Source organism: Curtobacterium sp. PhB137, from assembly GCF_003814955.1.
Classification (GTDB): domain Bacteria; phylum Actinomycetota; class Actinomycetes; order Actinomycetales; family Microbacteriaceae; genus Curtobacterium.
Genome location: NZ_RKQO01000005.1, coordinates 608,047 through 626,569, shown reverse-complemented (window position 1 = coordinate 626,569; position 18,523 = coordinate 608,047). Strand labels below are relative to the sequence as shown.

The 18,523-nt window shown below is 71.1% G+C and carries 14 protein-coding genes and 4 tRNA genes; 12 read left to right on the top strand and 6 right to left on the bottom strand.

Translation table 11 applies throughout. From position 1 onward, the window contains the following. The first annotated feature begins 3 nt into the window (after positions 1-3). From EDF28_RS09605 to csrA, 8 genes are read left to right on the top strand one after another with little or no spacing between them, the layout of a single operon-like run. On the top strand, positions 4-531 hold the full coding sequence (locus EDF28_RS09605) for a flagellar biosynthetic protein FliO (protein ID WP_123938086.1): 528 nt from the start codon (positions 4-6) through the stop codon (positions 529-531). Continuing rightward, positions 528-1,346, top strand: coding sequence for a flagellar type III secretion system pore protein FliP (fliP, locus tag EDF28_RS09600; RefSeq protein WP_123339579.1), 819 nt, complete (start codon positions 528-530; stop codon positions 1,344-1,346). The genes EDF28_RS09605 and fliP overlap by 4 nt, the downstream gene beginning before the upstream one ends. A gap of 9 nt (positions 1,347-1,355) precedes the next feature. Further along, on the top strand, positions 1,356-1,631 hold the full coding sequence (fliQ, locus tag EDF28_RS09595) for a flagellar biosynthesis protein FliQ (protein ID WP_111084131.1): 276 nt from the start codon (positions 1,356-1,358) through the stop codon (positions 1,629-1,631). Continuing rightward, positions 1,631-2,389 (top strand): flagellar biosynthetic protein FliR, encoded by a 759-nt coding sequence (locus EDF28_RS09590; protein WP_123292760.1) that lies wholly within the window; start codon positions 1,631-1,633, stop codon positions 2,387-2,389. Before fliQ ends, EDF28_RS09590 begins: the two co-directional genes overlap by 1 nt. Before the next feature lie 6 nt (positions 2,390-2,395). After that, a complete protein-coding gene (locus EDF28_RS09585; RefSeq protein WP_123938085.1) occupies positions 2,396-3,589 on the top strand; it encodes a flagellar biosynthesis protein FlhB in 1,194 nt (397 codons plus the stop codon). Then, positions 3,586-5,640: a flagellar biosynthesis protein FlhA gene (locus EDF28_RS09580; protein WP_123938084.1), complete on the top strand. Its 2,055-nt coding sequence runs from the start codon at positions 3,586-3,588 to the stop codon at positions 5,638-5,640. Before EDF28_RS09585 ends, EDF28_RS09580 begins: the two co-directional genes overlap by 4 nt. Continuing rightward, complete coding sequence (locus tag EDF28_RS09575; protein WP_123938083.1) at positions 5,615-6,547, top strand: hypothetical protein; 933 nt, start codon at positions 5,615-5,617, stop codon at positions 6,545-6,547. Before EDF28_RS09580 ends, EDF28_RS09575 begins: the two co-directional genes overlap by 26 nt. 4 nt (positions 6,548-6,551) lie before the next feature. Then, a complete protein-coding gene (csrA, locus tag EDF28_RS09570; RefSeq protein ID WP_123938082.1) occupies positions 6,552-6,827 on the top strand; it encodes a carbon storage regulator CsrA in 276 nt (91 codons plus the stop codon). A 22-nt stretch (positions 6,828-6,849) separates the two neighbouring features. Here csrA and EDF28_RS09565 read toward each other — a convergent pair whose 3' ends face one another. Then, on the bottom strand, positions 6,850-8,985 hold the full coding sequence (locus EDF28_RS09565) for an acyl-CoA dehydrogenase (protein WP_123938081.1): 2,136 nt from the start codon (positions 8,983-8,985) through the stop codon (positions 6,850-6,852). A gap of 215 nt (positions 8,986-9,200) precedes the next feature. Here EDF28_RS09565 and EDF28_RS09560 point away from each other — a divergent pair, with 215 nt between their 5' ends. Further along, positions 9,201-10,664 (top strand): peptide MFS transporter, encoded by a 1,464-nt coding sequence (locus EDF28_RS09560; RefSeq protein ID WP_123938080.1) that lies wholly within the window; start codon positions 9,201-9,203, stop codon positions 10,662-10,664. A 181-nt stretch (positions 10,665-10,845) separates the two neighbouring features. Here EDF28_RS09560 and EDF28_RS09555 read toward each other — a convergent pair whose 3' ends face one another. The 5 genes from EDF28_RS09555 to EDF28_RS09535 form a co-directional block, all read right to left on the bottom strand. Then, entirely contained in the window at positions 10,846-11,145 is a 300-nt protein-coding gene (locus tag EDF28_RS09555) for a hypothetical protein (protein WP_123292766.1), read from the bottom strand. A gap of 362 nt (positions 11,146-11,507) precedes the next feature. Continuing rightward, positions 11,508-14,873, bottom strand: coding sequence for an ATP-binding protein (locus EDF28_RS09550; protein ID WP_123938079.1), 3,366 nt, complete (start codon positions 14,871-14,873; stop codon positions 11,508-11,510). Next, positions 14,870-15,718: a DUF4194 domain-containing protein gene (locus EDF28_RS09545; protein WP_123938078.1), complete on the bottom strand. Its 849-nt coding sequence runs from the start codon at positions 15,716-15,718 to the stop codon at positions 14,870-14,872. Before EDF28_RS09545 ends, EDF28_RS09550 begins: the two co-directional genes overlap by 4 nt. After that, the gene (locus tag EDF28_RS09540) at positions 15,715-17,244 is read right to left on the bottom strand and encodes a DUF3375 family protein (RefSeq protein ID WP_123938077.1); all 1,530 of its coding nucleotides are present in this window, start codon (positions 17,242-17,244) and stop codon (positions 15,715-15,717) included. Before EDF28_RS09540 ends, EDF28_RS09545 begins: the two co-directional genes overlap by 4 nt. Before the next feature lie 100 nt (positions 17,245-17,344). Further along, positions 17,345-17,417: transfer RNA gene (locus EDF28_RS09535), tRNA-Val, on the bottom strand. A 359-nt stretch (positions 17,418-17,776) separates the two neighbouring features. Between EDF28_RS09535 and EDF28_RS09530 the strand changes: the two genes are divergently transcribed. From EDF28_RS09530 to EDF28_RS09520, 3 genes are all read left to right on the top strand, one after another. Continuing rightward, positions 17,777-17,848: transfer RNA gene (locus EDF28_RS09530), tRNA-Gly, on the top strand. 82 nt (positions 17,849-17,930) lie between these two features. Beyond that, a tRNA-Cys gene (locus EDF28_RS09525) sits at positions 17,931-18,004 on the top strand. Positions 18,005-18,052: 48 nt separating this feature from the next. Then, a tRNA-Val gene (locus EDF28_RS09520) sits at positions 18,053-18,127 on the top strand. The last annotated feature ends 396 nt before the right edge of the window (positions 18,128-18,523 follow it).

Genomic DNA, 18,523 nt, shown 5'->3' with positions numbered 1-18,523 from the left:
CGCGTGGACACCCTCCTCATCACGCTCCGCGTCGCGCTGTCGCTCGGCGTCGTGCTCGCCCTCATGTGGGTGCTGCACCGTGCCAGCAAGAAGCGCTTCGCCGGCAAGACCTCCGGGCGCCGTGCGGCGACCGTCGAGGTCGTCGGTCGCCAGGGCCTCGGCGGCAAGGCGAGCGTCGTGGTGGTGGACGTCGAGGGGGAGCGCCTGGTGCTCGGGGTCTCCGAGCAGGGCGTCAGCCTGTTGACGAGCGGGCAGGCGCCCGCTCCGGAGCTCACCATCGTGACCGGACCCGTGCAGCTGCCCGTGCGTCCCGCCCCGTCGGCCGACGCGTTCGGTCAGGAACTGACACTGCAGACGGACGCAACCGAGAGCCTCCCGGCCGACGCGGCGACGCCGCTGCCGATGCGCCCGCGCAACCGTCGTCCGCAGCGCACCACGGTGCCGACCGCGCAGCAGCTCCAGGGCTCGATCCTGTCGGTCGACACCTGGCGGCAGGCGGCCGCCGCCCTGCGGAACCGGCGCGCCGGGTGACCGCGGTCCGCACCGGACGTACCGCCGCCCTCGTCCTGCTCGGGCTGGCGGTCGTCGCCGGCTTCCTCATGCTCACCGCGACCGGTGCCCACGCCGCCGGCGTCGTCGAACCGACCGCCCCCGCGACGCCGACCGCTCCCGCGAACGGCGACTTCAGCGTCAGCGTGAACGGTCCGGACGGCACCCCGTCGTCGGCCGTCGTGACGCTCATCGGCATCACGCTGCTCAGCGTCGCCCCGGCGCTCATGCTCATGATGACGTCGTTCACGAAGATCTTCGTCGTCCTCGCGATGACGCGGAACGCCCTGGGGCTGCAGTCGATCCCGCCGAACCAGGTGATCGCGGGCCTGGCGCTGTTCCTGTCGCTGTTTGTGATGGCGCCGGTGCTCGGGCACATCAACGACGACGCCCTGCAGCCCTACCTGGCCGGCCACCTCGACTTCAACCAGGCCGTCGAGATCGGCACGAAGCCGCTCCGGACCTTCATGCTGCACCAGACCCGTGACGAGGACGTCGCCCTGATCACCCGCGCCGCAGGGCTCGACAACCCGAAGTCGATGGCCGACGTGCCGATGACGACCGTCATCCCGGCGTTCATCATCTCGGAGCTCCGCAGCGCGTTCATCATCGGGTTCGTCATCTTCATCCCGTTCCTGGTGATCGACCTCGTCGTCTCGGCGGCACTCATGTCGATGGGCATGATGATGCTCCCGCCGGTCATGATCTCGCTGCCCTTCAAGATCCTGCTCTTCGTCCTGGTCGACGGCTGGGGCCTCATCATCACGTCGCTCATCGAGAGCTACCACGTTGTCTAGGGGGCAGGCATGAACCAGCAGGCCGTCATCGACCTGGTCCTCCAGGCGCTCCTGGTCGCGGGCAAGCTCGCCGCTCCGGTGCTCGTCACGTCGCTCGTCGTCGGGTTCGCGATCTCGCTGTTCCAGTCCGTGACCCAGATCCAGGAGGTCACGCTCTCGTTCGTGCCGAAGGCGGTCGCCGTCGCGATCGCCCTGGTCGTCTGCGGCAACTGGATGATCTCGGAGATGGTGGCGTTCACGCACGTCGCCTTCGACATGATCCCGAAGCTCCTCGGCAGCGGCTGATGGAGCTCGCGATCAACGCCGACCGTCTGGAGGCGACCATGCTCGCCGGCGTCCGGCTCGTCGCGTTCTTCATCATCGCGCCGCCGTTCTCGTACCGGGCGTTCCCCGGCACCGTGAAGGTGATCCTCGGGCTCGGCCTGGCGATCGGCGTCGCCCCGCGCGTCGCCGTCGGCTACGAGTCGCTCGACACCGGGCCCTTCCTGCTCGCGCTGCTCACCCAGCTCGTCGTCGGGTTGTCGCTCGGCTTCCTCGTGTTCCTGGTGTTCGCCGCGGTGCAGTCCGCCGGTGCGCTCATCGACCTGTTCGGCGGGTTCACGCTCGCGCAGGCGTTCGACCCGCAGTCGCAGGTCAACGGCGCCCAGTTCACCCGGCTGTTCCAGATGGCGGCGCTCGCGCTCCTGTTCACCTCGGGCGGGTACCAGCTCATCGTCGGTGGGCTCGTGCGGTCCTTCGACGCCGTGCCCCTCACCGGCAGCTTCGCGGTCGACGGTCTGGCCCACCTGCTCGTGGCGGCGATGTCGCAGATGTTCCTGGCGACGCTGCAGATCGCCGGGCCGCTGGTGGTCGTGCTGTTCCTGGCGGACGTCGGCCTCGGGCTGCTCACCCGTGTCGCACCGGCCCTCAACGCGTTCCAGATGGGGTTCCCGATCAAGATCGGGCTGACCGTCCTGTTCGCCGGAGCGCTCTTCATGGCCCTGCCCTCGGTGGTGTCGTCGCTGACCGGCGACGCCGTCCAGGCGATCACGGGACGGGGGTGAGGCGCCGTGTCCGACAGTGGTGAGAAGTCCGAGAAGGCCACCCAGAAGCGCATGCAGGAGGTCCACCGGAAGGGCCAGCTCGGCCGGTCCCAGGACCTCGGTGCGTGGATCGGCATCGCCGTCGTCGCACTCATGGTGCCGTCGATGATCGGCAACGCGGCAGCCGCGGGCACGGCACAGCTCGTCGCCGTGCAGTCCGTCATCGCGAACCCGACCATCGGCACCATGAACCACGTGTTCGGCGATGCGATGGCGAGCGTCGGCGCGACCCTCGGCCCGATGCTCGCGGTGGTGCTCGTCGCCGTCACCGCGGCCGCCGTCGCGCAGGGCGGGGTGCACGTCCGGAAGCTCGCGCCCGAGGCCTCGCACTTCGACCCCATCGCGGGCCTGAAGCGCGTGTTCGGCGTCCAGGCGCTGTGGAACGGGGCGAAGGCCCTGCTGAAGACCACCGTCGTCGGGCTCGTGCTCTGGTTCGCCGTGCAGGGCCTGATGCCCGTGCTCATGACCAGCGGCTCGCTGCCGTTGTCCGCCGTGCTCGAGGCGGCAGCGGACGGCGCGGGCACCCTGCTCCGCGCCGCGATCGCCGCCGGGCTCGTCCTCGCCGCGATCGACGTGCTCGTGGTCATCCGCCGCAACCGCAAGCGCACCATGATGACCAAGCGCGAGGTCAAGGACGAGCAGAAGAAGAGCGACGGTGACCCGCTCGTGAAGGGCCAGCGCCGCTCCCGCCAGCTCGCGATGAGCCGCAACCGGATGATCCAGGCGGTCGGCACCGCGGACGTCGTCATGACGAACCCGACCCACTACGCCGTCGCGCTCAAGTACGAGCCGGGCAAGGCCGCACCGCGGGTGGTCGCGAAGGGCGCCGGGCCCGTCGCCGACGTCATCCGTGCCCGGGCGGAGGAGGACCGTGTGCCGATCGTGCGCGACGTCCCGCTCACCCGCGCGCTGCACGCCGCGTGCGAGCTCGGGCACGAGATCCCCGTCGACCTGTACACGCCGGTCGCCCGGGTGCTGTCGTTCGTGATGGCCCTGAAGTCCCGCGGCGCAGCGGCCGGCACCCACGCACCGCCGAGGCCGACCACGCCCGACGAGGTCGCGAGCGTCATCGACCCGGCCACGTTGACCGGTGACCTCCGCCCCCGAAAGCTCCGCGCACCGCGCATCGCCGAGACCCCGACCGAAGGACTGCCCGCATGAACCGCAAGGACCTGCCGAAGCTCGTCGTCCCGGTGTTCATCGTCGGCATCATCCTGCTGCTGATCCTGCCGGTGCCGTCGTTCCTGCTCGACTTCCTGATCATCATCAACATCCTGCTGGCGCTGGTGATCCTGCTCACGACGCTGTTCGTGAAGAAGCCGCTCGACTTCTCGGTGTTCCCGTCGCTGCTGCTCGTCGCGACGCTGTTCCGCCTCGGCCTGAACGTGGCGTCGACCCGGCTCGTGCTCGGCGAGGGCTTCGCCGGCGACGTCATCCAGGCGTTCGGCCACGTCGCCGTGTCCGGGTCGATCATCATCGGCGCGGTGATCTTCCTGATCCTCATCGTCATCCAGTTCGTCGTCGTGACGAAGGGTGCCGAGCGCGTCGCCGAGGTCGGAGCACGGTTCACCCTCGACGCCATGCCCGGCAAGCAGATGGCGATCGACGCCGACCTGAACGCCGGGCTCATCACCGACCAGCAGGCGAAGGACCGCCGTGCCGCGGTCTCCGCCGAGGCCGACTTCTACGGCGCGATGGACGGCGCCTCGAAGTTCGTCAAGGGCGATGCGATCGCCGGCATCCTGATCATCATCATCAACCTGGTCGGCGGCATCGCGATCGGCATGCTGCAGAACGGGCTGTCCGCCACCGATGCCCTGTCGAAGTACGGCATCCTGACGATCGGCGACGGTCTCGTCACGCAGATCCCGGCCCTGCTCATGGCGGTCTCCACCGGCATGATCGTCACCCGCTCCGGCGCGGAGTCCGAGATGGGGGCCTCGGCCGCCACCCAGCTGTCGCAGTCGCGCAACGCCCTGATGATCGCCGGCGTCGCCGCCATCGCGATGGGGTTCATCCCCGGCATGCCGATCCTGCCCTTCCTGCTCGTCGGTGCGACCCTGCTGTTCACCGCGTGGCGCATCGGCCGGAACGCCGCGAACGCCGAGTCCGCCGCCGCCGAGCAGCAGGCCCTCGAGGCCGCCGCGCCCTCCGGCGACACCCCCGAGGACCTCATCGAGCAGATGCGCGTGCACGCCCTCGAGATCCTGCTGGCGCCCGACCTGGTCGACATGGTGTCCGGCGCCTCCGACGACCTGCTCGGCCGGGTCCGTGCCCTCCGTCGCAAGATCGCCGTCGACATGGGCATCGTCGTGCCGCCGGTCCGCACCCGCGACAGCATCGACCTGCCGCCGTCGACCTACGCCATCCGGATCGCCGGCGTCGAGGCCGGCCGCGGCACCGCCCCGGCCCGCAGCGTCCTGGCGCTCGGCGACCACCTGGACGGGCTGCCGGGCACCTCGACGGTCGAGCCGGTGTTCGGCCTGACCGGCAAGTGGGTGCCCGCCGAACTCCGGCACGCCGCCGAGATGACCGGCGCCACCGTGATCGACCGGGTGTCCGTGCTCGTCACGCACCTGCAGGCCGTCATCGGCGACAACGCCGCCCGCCTGCTCACCCGCGAGGACGTCAAGGTCCTGACCGAGGGCGTCAAGCAGGTCAACCCCGCCGCGGTCGAGGAACTCGTGCCGGGCATGCTCTCGATGGCCGAACTCCAGCGCGTGCTGCAGGGCCTGCTCGCCGAACGCGTGCCGATCAACGACCTCGGCCGGATCTGCGAGGCGCTGACCCTGCGCGCCAAGGCCTCCACCGACCCCGAGGGGCTGGTCGAGGCCGCCCGCGCCGCACTCGGCCCCGCCCTCGCCGCCCGGTACACCGACCAGGGCACCCTGCGCGTCATCATGATCGACCCGCTGCTCGAGCAGTCGATGCTCGAGGGCCTGCGACCATCCGAGCAGGGCAGCCAGATCGTCCTCGACGCCCACCGCATCGAGCAGGTCCTGGGCTCCGTCCGCGATGCCGTGCGCAGCATCGAGGACCAGGGCCTGTCCGCCGTCCTCGTGTGCGCCCCGCAGCTCCGCCCGGCCGTGCACCGCATGGTCGCCGCCCAGTCGAACGGGCTCCCGGTGCTGTCGTACCAGGAGGCCACCGCCGCGGGCTCCACCATCGAGACCGTGGGAGTGGTCCGTGCCGCCGACCCGATTGCAGCGTAACGGCGCAACGCTCGACGAGGTCCGCGACGCCGTCCGGACCGAGTTCGGCGCGGGTGCACGGATCGTCGCCGCCGAGCGGGTCACAACGCCGGGCATCGGCGGGCTGTTCCGCAAGGCCCACGTCGAGGCCACCGTCGAGGTGCCGGAACCGGGGGAGACCCCGACCGCACGCGTCGTGATCGCCGACTCACCCGTCCAGCGGATCGGCATCGCGGCGCTGCTCGCCGACGCCGACGCGGCCGAGGCCCGCATCGCGCGCGGTGACGGCACCCAGGCCACGCGTGCCGACGCGTTCGCGTCGGTGCTCGACGGCTTCGTGGCGGACGGGATCACGGGGAGTGCCCCGCGCCCGACGCGCGCCCTGCCCGGAGCGGACGGGCCTGCTGACGTCGACCCGCGCCTCCAGGCCGTCACCGACACCCTGCCAGGAGGCCCGGCCACCGTCCCCGACGTCGCGCCCGGCCGGCGCGCGGCCGGGCCCACGGCGCCTGCCGTGCGGTCTGCTGTCCCGGCAGTGCGGTCGGCTGACGGTGACCTGGTCCTGTTGGTCGGCCGGGCGAACGACGTCGACGCCGCGGCCGGGCTGTTCGCCGTTCGGCACGCGCTGCGGCCGACGGACGCCGCCGACCGGCGGTCCGCCATCCTCGCCCGCGCCGACGGTGTGCGCGACGGCCACGCGGTGCTCGCCGTCGCCGCGTGGGACGACCGCGCGACCGGCGAAGGGATCGAGGCCGACCAGGTCTGGGTGGTCGTCGACGTCGGACGGAAGCCCGAGGACACCGCGGCGATGGTGTCCGCGGTGGCCGCACGGCTGCCGGTGGCCGGTGTCGTCGCGATCGGCGCGGGCGAGACCGCCACGCCGGAGTCCGTCGACCTGCTGGGGGTCCCCGTCCTGTCGCTAGGCTGAGCGGGTGCTGGTACTCACGCGGAAGGTCGGCGAGCGGATCCTCGTCGGTGACGACATCGTCATCACGGTCCTCGACGCCCGGGGCGACGGCGTCCGGATCGGCATCGACGCACCACGCGGGGTGAAGATCCAGCGTGAAGAGGTCGTGCGGGCGGTCACCGAGGCGAACGCCGAGGCCGCTGCGGCTGCCGGCGCGACCGGTGCCTCCGGCGACGACGCCGAGGCACGGCTGCGTGCCGCGCTCGGCGGGTCCGCCCAGCCGACGGACCCGACCGAGTAGTCGCTCGCGCCGGAGCCCGTCGCTAGCGCCGGGGCTTCTTCTCCTGTTCGGGGAGTCGTCCTGCTGCCGCCTCGGCGGCGAACCACGCACGGGCCTCGTCCTGGCGCGCCTGCTCCTCGCCGAGCGCGATCGGCGCCCGCACGTGGCCGGGTTCGTAGCCGAAGGTCTCGATGAGCTGCGGGACCACCGGACGGAGCCGCGCCACGAGCCGGTCGATCGACGCCGACACCGCACGGGCACGCTGCGCGCTCAGACGCCCGTGCACCAGGTACCAGTCGAGGTGCTGCTCGAGCAGCCCGAGCGCGAACAGGTCGCGCAGCCACACGAGGACCCGGCGGGTGTCGCCCTCGGGGACCGCGTCGAGCCCCTCGGTGAAGGCGTCCCACTGCATGAGTTCCGCGTGGGCGCGTGCGGCCTCGATCAGCTCGTGCTGCGACCGGTTCAGGAGCACGGCCTGGCGGGCGCGGTCCTTGCCGGCGGTGTTCAGCCGGAGCCCGATCTCGGTGACCATCGTGTCCACGCGGCCGGCGAGCAGCGCGCGCTGCGTGGCGGGGTCGTGCAGGTCCGTGACGCTCGCGGCGAGCGACCCGCGGTCGGCGACGGTCTGGCCCAGGCGACGGAGGCCCGAGGCGTCCGCGAGCTTGGCGCCCACCTGCGAGGCGACGAACTTGGCGGTCGACGCAGCGTCGCGCGGCGCCCGCTTCCGGAAGTCGGTGAGCAGCCGCTTGCCGACGAGCTGCAGGAGGACGGTGTTGTCGCCCTCGAACGTCACGTAGACGTCGAGGTCGGCGCGCAGGCTCGTCAGGCGGTTCTCGGCGAGGAAGCCCGCGCCGCCGCAGGCCTCACGGCACTCCTGCAGGGTGTCGAGGGCGGACCACGTCGACAGCGACTTGAACGCGGCGGCCTGGGTCTCCAGGTCCTCGCGGCGCTCCGGGGTGTCGGCGCGCCCGCTGAACACGTCGTCGAAGGTGCGGAGCAGCTGCTCGTGCGCGAACGACTGCGCGAACACCGTCGCCAGACGGGGGATCAGTCGGCGCTGGTGCCGGCCGTAGTCGAGCAGGACGCCCTCGACACCGCCCGCCGTCGGGAACTGCCGGCGCTGCATCGCGTACATCAGCGCGATCTGCAGCCCGATCTTCTGGGCGACGACCGCGGCACCGTCGAGCGACACGCGGCCCTGCACCAGGGTGCCGAGCATCGTGAAGAAGCGGCGTCCGGGCGAGTCGATCGGCGAGCTGTAGGTGCCGTCCTCGGCGACGTCGCCGTAGCGGTTCAGCAGGTTCGTGCGGGGGACGCGGACGTGGTCGAAGTGCAGCCGGCCGTTGTCGATGCCGTTCAGGCCGCCCTTGACGCCGTCGTCCTCGCCGCCGACGCCCGGCAGGAACGCGCCGTCGTCGTCACGGAGCGGCACGTAGAACGCGTGCACGCCGTGGTCGACGCCGTGGGTGACGAGCTTCGCGAAGACGACGGCCGCCTTGCCGTGCAGGGCCGCGTTGCCGATGTAGTCCTTCCACGCCCCGCGGAACGGCGTGTGCACGACGAACTCCTGCGTGGCGGGGTCGTACGTGGCCGACGTGGCTATGTTCTGCACGTCCGAACCGTGGCCGGTCTCGGTCATGGCGAAGCAGCCGGGAACGTCGAACCCGATGATGCCGGGCAGGAACTCCTCGTGGTTCCGTGCGGTCCCGAGGTGGTGCACCGCGGAGCCGAACAGGCCCCACTGCACGCCGGCCTTGATCTGCAGCGACGGGTCGGCGGTGGTGATCTCCTCGAACGCCGCCAGGTTGCCGCCGTGGTTGTCCTGGCCGCCGAGCTCGGGCGGGTAGGGGCGCTGGATGGCTCCGGCGTCGACCAGGATCTGCAGCTGCTCGAACGCGCGGGCACGGTGCTCGATGGTGCCGAGTCCCTCGGTCTTGTGCAGTGCGGGGTCGAGCACGAGGCGGCGGGAGATCCGGCGGTCCTCGGCCCAGCGGCCGAGCAGGAGGGTCTCGACCATGTCGACGTCGATGCGGATGTCGGTGTGCTTGCTCGGGTTGTCGCTCGTGTGCTTGCTCGCGTTCTCGCCCGATTCTTCGCTGGCGTTCGTGCCCGGGTTCACGCCGGCGTCGTGCTTCGCCGTGGGCGTGCCGGTGTGCTGCGCGGATGCGGTGTCGACCATGGTCGGAGTCCTCCTGAACTGCGGTGTCCGGTGTTGCGCTCCCCACGCTAGACACCACCGCCGGGAGCCGGCGGAACGCCGTGCGGGCCGCACAACGCTGCCCGGCACGGACCGACCACGATGGTGGGAACCCTCCAACTGCACGCGTCGATCGATTTGATGAGCACCCATCAACGATTGGGCGCGCCACCGGCCCGCGGGGCAGACTGGCCGACATGTCAGGCTCCACCACGGGACACGATCCCAAGCCCAAACGCACCTTCTTCGGACAGCCGTTCGAGCTGTCGACGCCCTTCGCGGTGGAGCTCTGGGAGCGCTTCTCGTTCTACGGCATGCAGGGCATCGTCCTGATCTACATGTACTACACGGTCACGCAGGGCGGCCTGGGGATCGACAAGGGCATCGCGACCGGGATCATGGGCGCGTACGGCGGCGCCGTGTACCTGTTCACGATCATCGGCGCGTGGATCGCCGACCGGCTGCTCGGTGCCGACCGCACACTGTTCGGCAGCGCGATCGTCGTCATGCTCGGCCACATCGCCCTGGCGCTCATCCCCGGGGTGGCCGGCGTGGGCGTCGGGCTCGTGCTCATCGCGCTCGGGTCCGGCGGACTCAAGGCGACCGCCACGACGATCGTCGGTGGGCTCTACAGCCGCGAAGACCCCCGCCGTGACGCCGGGTTCTCGCTGTACTACCTCGGCGTCAACCTCGGTGCGTTCTTCGGGCCGCTCCTGACCGGGCTGCTGCAGAGCTCGCTCGGCTTCCACTACGGCTTCGGGCTCGCCGCCGTCGGCATGGCAGCCGGCCTGGTCCAGTACGCCATCCGTCGGAAGAACCTGCCCGACACGGTCCGCCACGTCACGAACCCGGTCGATCGCCGACGCTTGCCGCTGATCGGCGTCGGGGTCGTCGTCGCCCTGGTCGTGATCGCGGTCGCCGTCCTGACCGGGCTGCTGAACGTCGGCAACCTGCCCACCGTGGTCGTCGCGATCGTGATCCTCGCGACGATCGGGTACTTCGTCGTCATCCTGACGAGCGGCATCACGGCGCAGGAGCGCTCGCGGGTGTTCGCGTTCATCCCGCTCTTCATCGGCAGCGCCGTGTTCTGGTCGCTCTACCAGCAGCAGTTCACCGTCGTCACGGTGTACTCCGACGAGCGACTGAACCGCTCGCTCTTCGGGTGGGAGATGCCGGTCTCGTGGGTGCAGTCGATCAACCCGGTCTTCATCATCGTGCTGTCCGGGGTCTTCGCGGCGCTCTGGACCAAGCTCGGCGACCGCCAGCCGTCGACCCCGACGAAGTTCGGCCTGGGCACCGGCATCATGGGCGTCGCGTTCCTGCTGTTCTTGCCCTTCGTCGGCTCGGGCCAGAACGGCACGCCGCTGCTCGCCCTGGTCGGCATCCTGCTCGTCTTCACGCTCGCCGAGCTGCTGCTGTCACCCGTCGGGCAGTCCGTCGCCACGAAGCTCGCGCCGCCGAAGTTCCAGACGCAGATGGTCGCGCTGTTCTTCCTGTCCGTGTCGCTCGGCACCGCCGTCACCGGGGTGCTGTCGCAGTACTACGACCCGGCGAACGAGGCGCCGTACTTCGCCGTGCTCGGTCTCGTCGCCGTCGCGGTCGGCGTGGTCCTGCTCGTCCTGGCCAAGCCGGTCCTGAAGCTCATGCGCGGTATCCGCTGATCCGTCGCGGCATCCGCTAACCTGAGGGAAGCCACACGGCCGAAGCAACCAAGGAGTCACCCCATGCTCGAACTCATCGCCGGCATCATCATCGGCATCGGCGTCCTCGGTGGTGTGGGCTGCTGCATGGCGGTCGCCGCCATGATGAAGAGCGGCTCCGAAGAGTACTGAGCCCGCTGGGCTACTCGCCGCTGCCGGTCGTGATCGGCACCAACTGACGACTCAGGACGGTCGCGCGCTCGAAGGGGCCGCGGCCGTCCTTCGTGTACACGGGCTCCTCGAACGCGACGGTCCACGACAGCGGTTCGCCGACGCCGGGGTAGCCGACGATCTGGTTGCCACCGGGAGCCACGATCACACCGATCGGCTCGTCGGCCCACCGCTCGCCGCCCTCCGCGGAGTCGATGACCTGCACGAGCGCACCGATGCCGAGGCCGGGGGCGTCGTCGGGGCGGGGCTTGGGGGAGCGGCGTCCGAACACGCCCTCACCGTAGCGGCGAGTGGTCAAGGAACGTCTGTGCGGCGCCTGTCGACACGCTGACGGCCCGCCCGCCGGGTGGTCAGTACACCCCGCCGGGGCGCGCCGAGCGGTCGCAGACCGTCGGCGGCGGCGCCGCCAGGCGACGCATCGTGACCAGTGCGCGAAGGTGAGCAGGGTGTTGCGACCGGCAGGACGACGGCCGGGAGGCCCGTGGCGGGCTCGCCCCGCGCCTCCAGGCCGTCACCGGGCGCCCCCACAGCGCGTGCCGGGTGGTCAGGACACCCCGCCGGTAGCGCGTTGAGTGGTCACCAACTGTCGGCGGCGCCGCCGCCATCCGACAGTTCGTGACCTCTCGGCAAGCGTCAGGCGTCGGCGGGGACCCGGGCGATCTCGGTGATGGACGAGTGACCGGTCTCGGGGTGCTTGCGCATCGAGAGCAGCCGCTCCATCGAGGGCTCGAGCGCCGTGACCTTGTCGAGCGGCGCACTCACGACCAGCTGGAACCCGAGCCGGAGCCACGCGGTGACGGCACGGCCGGCGAACTCCGAGTCCGCCTTGATGAACGCCTCGTCGAGGAACACCGGGGCGAACCGCGGCCGGGGCCGGGTCTCGTCGCCGAGCTGGTAGCGGAGCGCCGCACCGACGATGAACGCCACGAGCTCCTGCGTCTCACCACCGGACTTGTCACCGAGCGACGAGTACACACCGAGGTCGTTGCCCGACGTGTCGTAGCGGACCGCCGTGATCTCCATGTGCCGCCGGACGTCGAGCACGGCGTCGCGCTGCGTGGTGCGGCCACGGGCGGCGTCCGGGTCGGGGCGGATGACGGCCATGAAGCGTCGGAGCCGGCGGAACCGGGTCTCGAGCACGTCGTCGGTCAGCTCGGCGTCGACCGAGGCGGACAGGGCGCGGAGCTCGCGGCGGAACGCGGTGACGTCCTCGCGGGTGACCCGCCGGATCTGGATCTTCAGACGGTCGCGGTTCGCGCCGAACGGCAGGTCCCGCAGGATCTCGTTGACCGGTTCGAGGCGCTCCTCGATCTCGACGACGGCCCGGTCGAAGGCCCCGGCGAGCGGCACGAGGTCCTCGCCGCTCCACTGCGACAGCCGCCGACGCCACTCGGTGCGACGTGCGTGCAGGCCGGTCGCGACGATCTGGTCGAGGATGGCGTGGTAGTCCGGGTACGACGCGACGCCGGTGCCGAGGTTCGGGTCCGGCCAGGCGTCCTGGTACCGCTGGAACGTGAGCGTCAACGACGTCGAGGCCGCTGCGGCACCGTCGAGTGCTTGCGACAGCCGCTCCTCGAGGCGTCGTCGGAGCCGTCGGGTGGCGTCGTCGAAACCGTCCACACCGTCCGGTGCCCCGACCTCGGCGAACGTCTCGGCGAGCAGTCGCGACTGCTCGTCGTCGGGCAACGACTCGGGGGTGTCGTCGAAACGCGACAGGATCTCGGCGGCGGCGTCCTGGCCGTCGACGAGCACGGCGTGCCGCTCCTCGAGGCGCTGCACGGAGAGCCGTGCGGCTGAGCGGCGGTCGGCGGTCTCGTCGAGCGACTTCCGCAGGCGGGCGACCGAGGCGCGCAGGGTCCGGAGGCCGTCGTCGGCGGCGAGGAGCGCCTGGCGTTCCTCGTCGAGGCGGGCGAGCGACGTCGCGACGCCCTCGACGTCGATGGCGTCCCACGTCACGTCGACCACGTGCTGGTGCGCGGCCCGCAGGACGTCGAGCGCGGTGAGGTCCTGTGCCACGTCGGTGCGACGGGCCTCGAGCGTGGCGAGGTCCTGCGCGATCGACGCGAGCTCCTGCTCGACGGCGGCGACGCGGGCCTCGTTCGTGAAGCCGATGACGTTCGCCTGGCGGCGGTCACCGTGCGCACCACGTCGGCCGTCGCGGAGCTGCCCGGACTCGGTGACGCGCCGACCACCACCACCGAGCTCCGAGGCGTCGGTGACGCAGCGGGCGTCGGTGCGGTCCGACTCGATCCGCTCCCGCACCCAGGTGCTGAAGGGCGACTGCTTGATGGCCAGCTTGCCGGAGACCATCGCGGGATCGCCGTCGAGGTCCAGGTGCGGTCCGGTCGGCACGCCCTCGAACTGCACGCGGACGGGCAGGCGGAGTGCGTCGATCGCCTCACTGAACGCGCCGAGGCGGTCCTGGTCGACCAGCAGCGTGCGGGCGACGGGGGCCAGCACGGACTCGATGGCCGTGCGCCAGCGCTCCTCGCCGGGCTGCACGTCGAGCAGTTCGGCGACGAACGGCAGGTCGGCGGGGTCGATGCCGGCGGCGCGGGCCATCGCGAGCCGGGCCTCGTGCATCGGCAGGGGCATCGCGCCCTGACGATGCTCGAGCGACTGCCGCTCCTGGCGCAGCGAGCGCTCCCGGTCGAGCAGCGGGTACTCCTCGCGCGTCAGGGCGTCACGGCGGTCGTCCAACGACGAGCGCGAAGCAGCGTAGGAACCGAGGAACTCGTGCGAGCTGCGCTGCGCGGCAGTGAAGTCGGCCTCGGTCGCGACGGACGTGCCGAGCACCGCTGTGCGCTCGTCGAACGTCGCCCGGGTCCGGACCACCGCGTCGCGCTCACGGGTGAGTCGCTCGATGCGGTCCTCGAGCTGGGCGAGCGCGTTGCCGCCCTGGTCGCGCAGCCGCGCCTCGGCGTCACGCAGCTCGATCTCCACGGCGGCGTGCCGGGCCTCGGCGGCGGCGACCTCGGCACGGGAGGCGGTACGCTCCCGGCCGTTGCGGTCCACCTCGGCGTCGAGCAGGTCCCGCTTCCGCGAGGCCGTCCAGTGCGCGAACGGGGAGACCTCGGCGCCGGTGGCGATGCCGTCCAGGGCCTCGGCCGCGGCCTTCGAGCGTTCGATCTCGTCGTGCAGGTCGGTGATCGGGGAGAGGATGCGGACCTTGCGCTCCTCGGTGTCCATCGCCTCGTACGCCTCGTCGAGCGCGGAGAAGTGCGCGAGGGCACGGTCGGCCGCCTCGTAGGTGCCCGGGGTCTCGAGCACGAGCGACTTGTACAGCGCGTCGACCGTCGGCAGGTGCTGTCCGGCCTGGATGCGTGCGAGCAGGCGCATCGCCCGGTTGCCGCCGCCGGAGTCACCGATGCCGAGGCGGGTCTGCAGCGTGTACGCGAGCTCCTGGTAGGTGTCGCGGATCACGAGCCCCGGCACGCGGCCGGTCAGCTCGAGGTGGTGGAACCGCGTCGGCACGAACTCCTCGAGCCGACGCAGGTCGAACGTGTCGTCGACCGTCGCCATGGTCATCTGGATGTCGCCGACGCCGCGCGCGCGCTTCGGCACGATGTACGCCCGCAGCACCGTGAAGCGCCGCTCGTCGTCGTTCCGGAACGTGACCGCGGCCGCACCCCAGGTGGTCTGGTCGTCGCCGCGCAGGTTCACGTCGCGCAGGGCACCGGACTCGGGATCGCGGCGGGTGTCGACCTTGCCCCGCAGGTACGTGAGCAGGTTTCGCTGGTCGGCGCTGCGCGCGCGACCCGTCGTGGCGTCGTTCGAGGCGCCGTTGAACGGCACGTCGGACGGCATCATCACGGCCAGGTACGCGTCCATCAGCGTGGACTTGCCGGTGCCGGACGCGCCGGAGATGAGCGTCGCGGTGCCGGACAGCTCGACCTGCCGGTGGCCGTGGAACCCGCCCCAGTTCACGACCTGCATCGACTCGGCGCGCCACTGCGCGACCGTGTCGAACAGCGCGGGGATCTGGAAGGTGTCGGTCATGCTTCCGTCTCGCCGTCGTCATCGGTGTCGGTCTCGGCTTCGCCGTCTGCCTGGGCCCACGTCGCCGGTTCCTGGTCGACGCGCCAGCGGCGATCAGGCCGTGCCGATGGGGAGAGGCCCGGGTCGGCTCCGTCGGTCGGCTCGCCACCCGGCGTGGCCGGGTCCTCCTGCGCGGTGGTGGTCCGCAGCCACGTGTCCAGTTCCAGCAGGCGCTCCAGGGGGAGCAGCACCTCGACGACGCTCGCCACCCGGAAACGGTCCGGGTCCGAGGTGCGGATCAGGATGCGCGCCGTGACGAGGCGTTCGACGGCCTTCGCCACCCGGCCCTCGTCGCGCGTGCGGTCGGTCGCGGTCGCCGGTCGGAACCCGGCGACGTGCCCGAGGATCTCCGCGCGGTCGACGACGACCTGGTCCGGACCCGGTCGGGCGTCGGCGCGCAGGCGCATCCGCAGGTAGACGAGGACGATCGTCTCCTCGCGGGTGTACGGCAGGTCGCGCAGCAACGTGGGGAACGTGCGGCGCTGGCTCTCCGAGCGGGCCTGGCGCTTCCACGCGACCTCGCGGTCACGGTCGACGTGCAGCTCGAGGAACAGGTCGTTCAGACGCGACCGCAACTGGTACTCGGCGTCGAGCACCGCACGCCACTCGTCGGGGTGCGTCCGGGAGCTGACGTACGAGTGCCGGAGCAGCGCCACCAGCGCGCGGCGCTGGTGCTCGTCGAGCCGGCCCTCGTCGCCCTCGAAGAGGGCGAAGCTGGACTCGTCGCGTTCGTCGTCCTGCACGACCGTTGCGGGGTCGTCGTACGGGACGGTCTCGTCGACCGGTGCCGGCGTCGTGTCGCTCACCGTGCCTCCTGTGCGTTGTCGTCGTGGGGATCGCCGACCGGCGCGTGCTCGGCAGCGAGCGCAGCGGTGGGCATGTGGAAGGTGACCGGGCTGCCGTCCGGGCGCACCGTGCGGTGCTCGGCGACGTGCGCGGCGGACTCGAAGTCGTCGCGTCCGGTGAGCAGGTGGGCGAGGCCGAACAGCTCGACCGGTCGACGCTGTTCGGGCGGCAGCCCGTGGAAGGCGTCGACGCTCGAGTCGGCCTCGGCGAACCGGAGCGCGGCTCGCAGCTCGGTCAGGAGCGGGCCGCCGTGCTTGCGGAGCATCTCGACGTCGAGGTCCTCGAAGACGTCGTCGTCGGGTTCCTCGATGGGTGGCGGCACCGACTCGGCGTCCGGGTCGTAGAAGCGCTCGCGCAGGGTGCCGACCTCGGCCGCCGCCGGCAGCAGCGGGAGCGGGATGCGGTCGCGCGCACCGCCCTGGTCCATGAGTGTCGCCAGGCCGCGGTTGATCGAGCGGATCACGGCGTCGAGCTCACGGTCGCGGACCACGTCGTGGGCGACGATCTGGTCGCGCAGTGTCGCGGTGAGCTGACGCCGCTGGGCGAGGACGTCCTCGATGCCCTGGCGCAGGATCGTCACGGTGTTGCGGAACGCGCGACGCTCACCGGCTCCGAGGCCGTCGGCGAAGGAGTGGGACAGGATCGTCGCGATGTCGTCGCGCAGGCGGAGCAGCAGGGCGTCGTCGCGCAGGAGCTCGAAGGCGCCCTCGAACGCGCGGCCCTCGGGCGTCGCCTGCATCAGGTTGTCGGTGCGTGCGAGGTAGTCGTCGAGGATCTCGCCGATCGGGCGGACCTCTTGTCGGAAGTCCTCGACGATCGAGCGGTGCATCGTCGCGACCGCCTCTTCCACGCGCTTGAAGTCGCTCGGGAGCTGCCGGATCAGGTCGGAGATGTTCGTGTACCCGTCGCGCATCCGGTCGTCCTCGACGGTGACGACGTCGTCGCCGTGCTCCAGGCGCTCACGCTCGGCCCGCAGTTCGGCGATCTGGGCGTCGATGCGGCGGATCTGCACGTCGGGGTCCGGCTCTGCGCGGGCGGCCCAGCGGTGCACGGCGTCGACGATCATCGCCAGCCGGCTCTCGCTGATCAGGGCGCGGTCGGCCGACAGGGCGTCGACGAGGCTCAGGGCCTCGAGCGCGTGACTGGTCAGCGAGTACTGCTCGTCGCCGTCGGGGGAGTTCGAGCGGACCAGCCACTGGGCCGCCACCCACTCACGGCAGAGGGCACGGCCGTTCGGTCGGGGGTCCTGCTCGCTCTGCTCGTGCTGTTCACTCGCGGGCACGCGTGCACCCGATGCCTGCAGGCGGGCGACGTGCTCCTCGACCTGCAGGTGCATCCGGTCGGCGGGGACGTACTGGACGTCGCGGTCGAACACCGTGCGGAACACGGCGAGGACCGTCGCGCTCGTCGGGCGGGACATGAGGCGCAGGGTCGGACGGTCGAGGACCGCTCGGACCCGGGCGAACTCGAGGTCGACGTCGGTCATGCGCCCCTTCGTCCGATCGTGCTGGTGGTGTCGCCCGCGTACTGCGGCCGGGTGAGATGACAAGAGCCCGACGCTGCTGCGTCGGGCTCTGTCTCAAGGGTGGGCGATACCAGACTCGAACTGATGACCTCTTCGGTGTGAACGAAGCGCGCTACCAACTGCGCCAATCGCCCCCTGCACTGTTCGTGCGAGTCGATAGTAGCGGAAGTCCGGCGGTGCATCGAACACGGCGCGCGCCCCGGGTGTGGCGCGCCGCGCGTGTGCAGCGGCGCACCGTGCGGCGTTGGGGCACGTTCGCACGGTGCGGCATTGGCGCCTCCGTGCGAGCTTGACCGCATGGTGCGGGCCTGAAAGCAGGCACGGAGCACGCAACCGCGCACCACATGGCGAAGACTGCGCCGTGCGAGGGGGCTCGAACCGGCCGGATCCGCATGAAATCGGGGGACACGCCCGGTGAACGGGAAGGATTTTGGCGGATGCCCCTGGGTTCGTATAGAGTTTACGTCGTCGCCGCGACAGCGGAAAGACAAGTGCGGATGTGGCGCAGTGGTAGCGCATCACCTTGCCAAGGTGAGGGTCGCGAGTTCGAATCTCGTCATCCGCTCGAGTGTGGGGCTTTTCGAAGCCCTGCGACTCACCAGAGGGTATCCCACCGTTCGGGTACTCACGGAGACGTGAACCTCGATGGTGGGGTGGCCGAGAGGCTAGGCAGCGGCCTGCAAAGCCGTCCACGCGGGTTCGAATCCCGTCCCCACCTCCAGCAACACCCTCCAGATCCTGTGCGAACTCCGGTTCAGACAGGGAATCTGGGCGATTGGCGCAGCGGTAGCGCGCTTCCCTGACACGGAAGAGGTCACTGGTTCGATCCCAGTATCGCCCACCACGAGAAAGCCCCCGGCAGGACCACAGGTCCGGCCGGGGGCTTTCGTGTTCCTGCGGCCACGTCCTCTGATTCACGCAGGACGCTCGGCACGGATCTGGCACGTTCTGCTTTCCCACCGCATCGGAATCGCGCTGTCCCTCCGCGCGTCGCTCTCGCCCGATAGCCTCCTCCGCGTGAGCATCTCCGACTTCGACGTCGAGCCCAGAACCGGGTCGCGCTCCGGGGCGGTCTTGCTTGGAATCGCGAGCGCAATCGCCGGAGTTCTCGCGATCATCGGGTGGCCGTTGCCTGTCATCTCGTCGACACATGGCCGAGGTCAGCATGCTTGGGCACGGACCATCCGTGGGGTCCAAGACTGGTTCGCACACGACGGCTGGCGGATGTCCGGAGCATCGT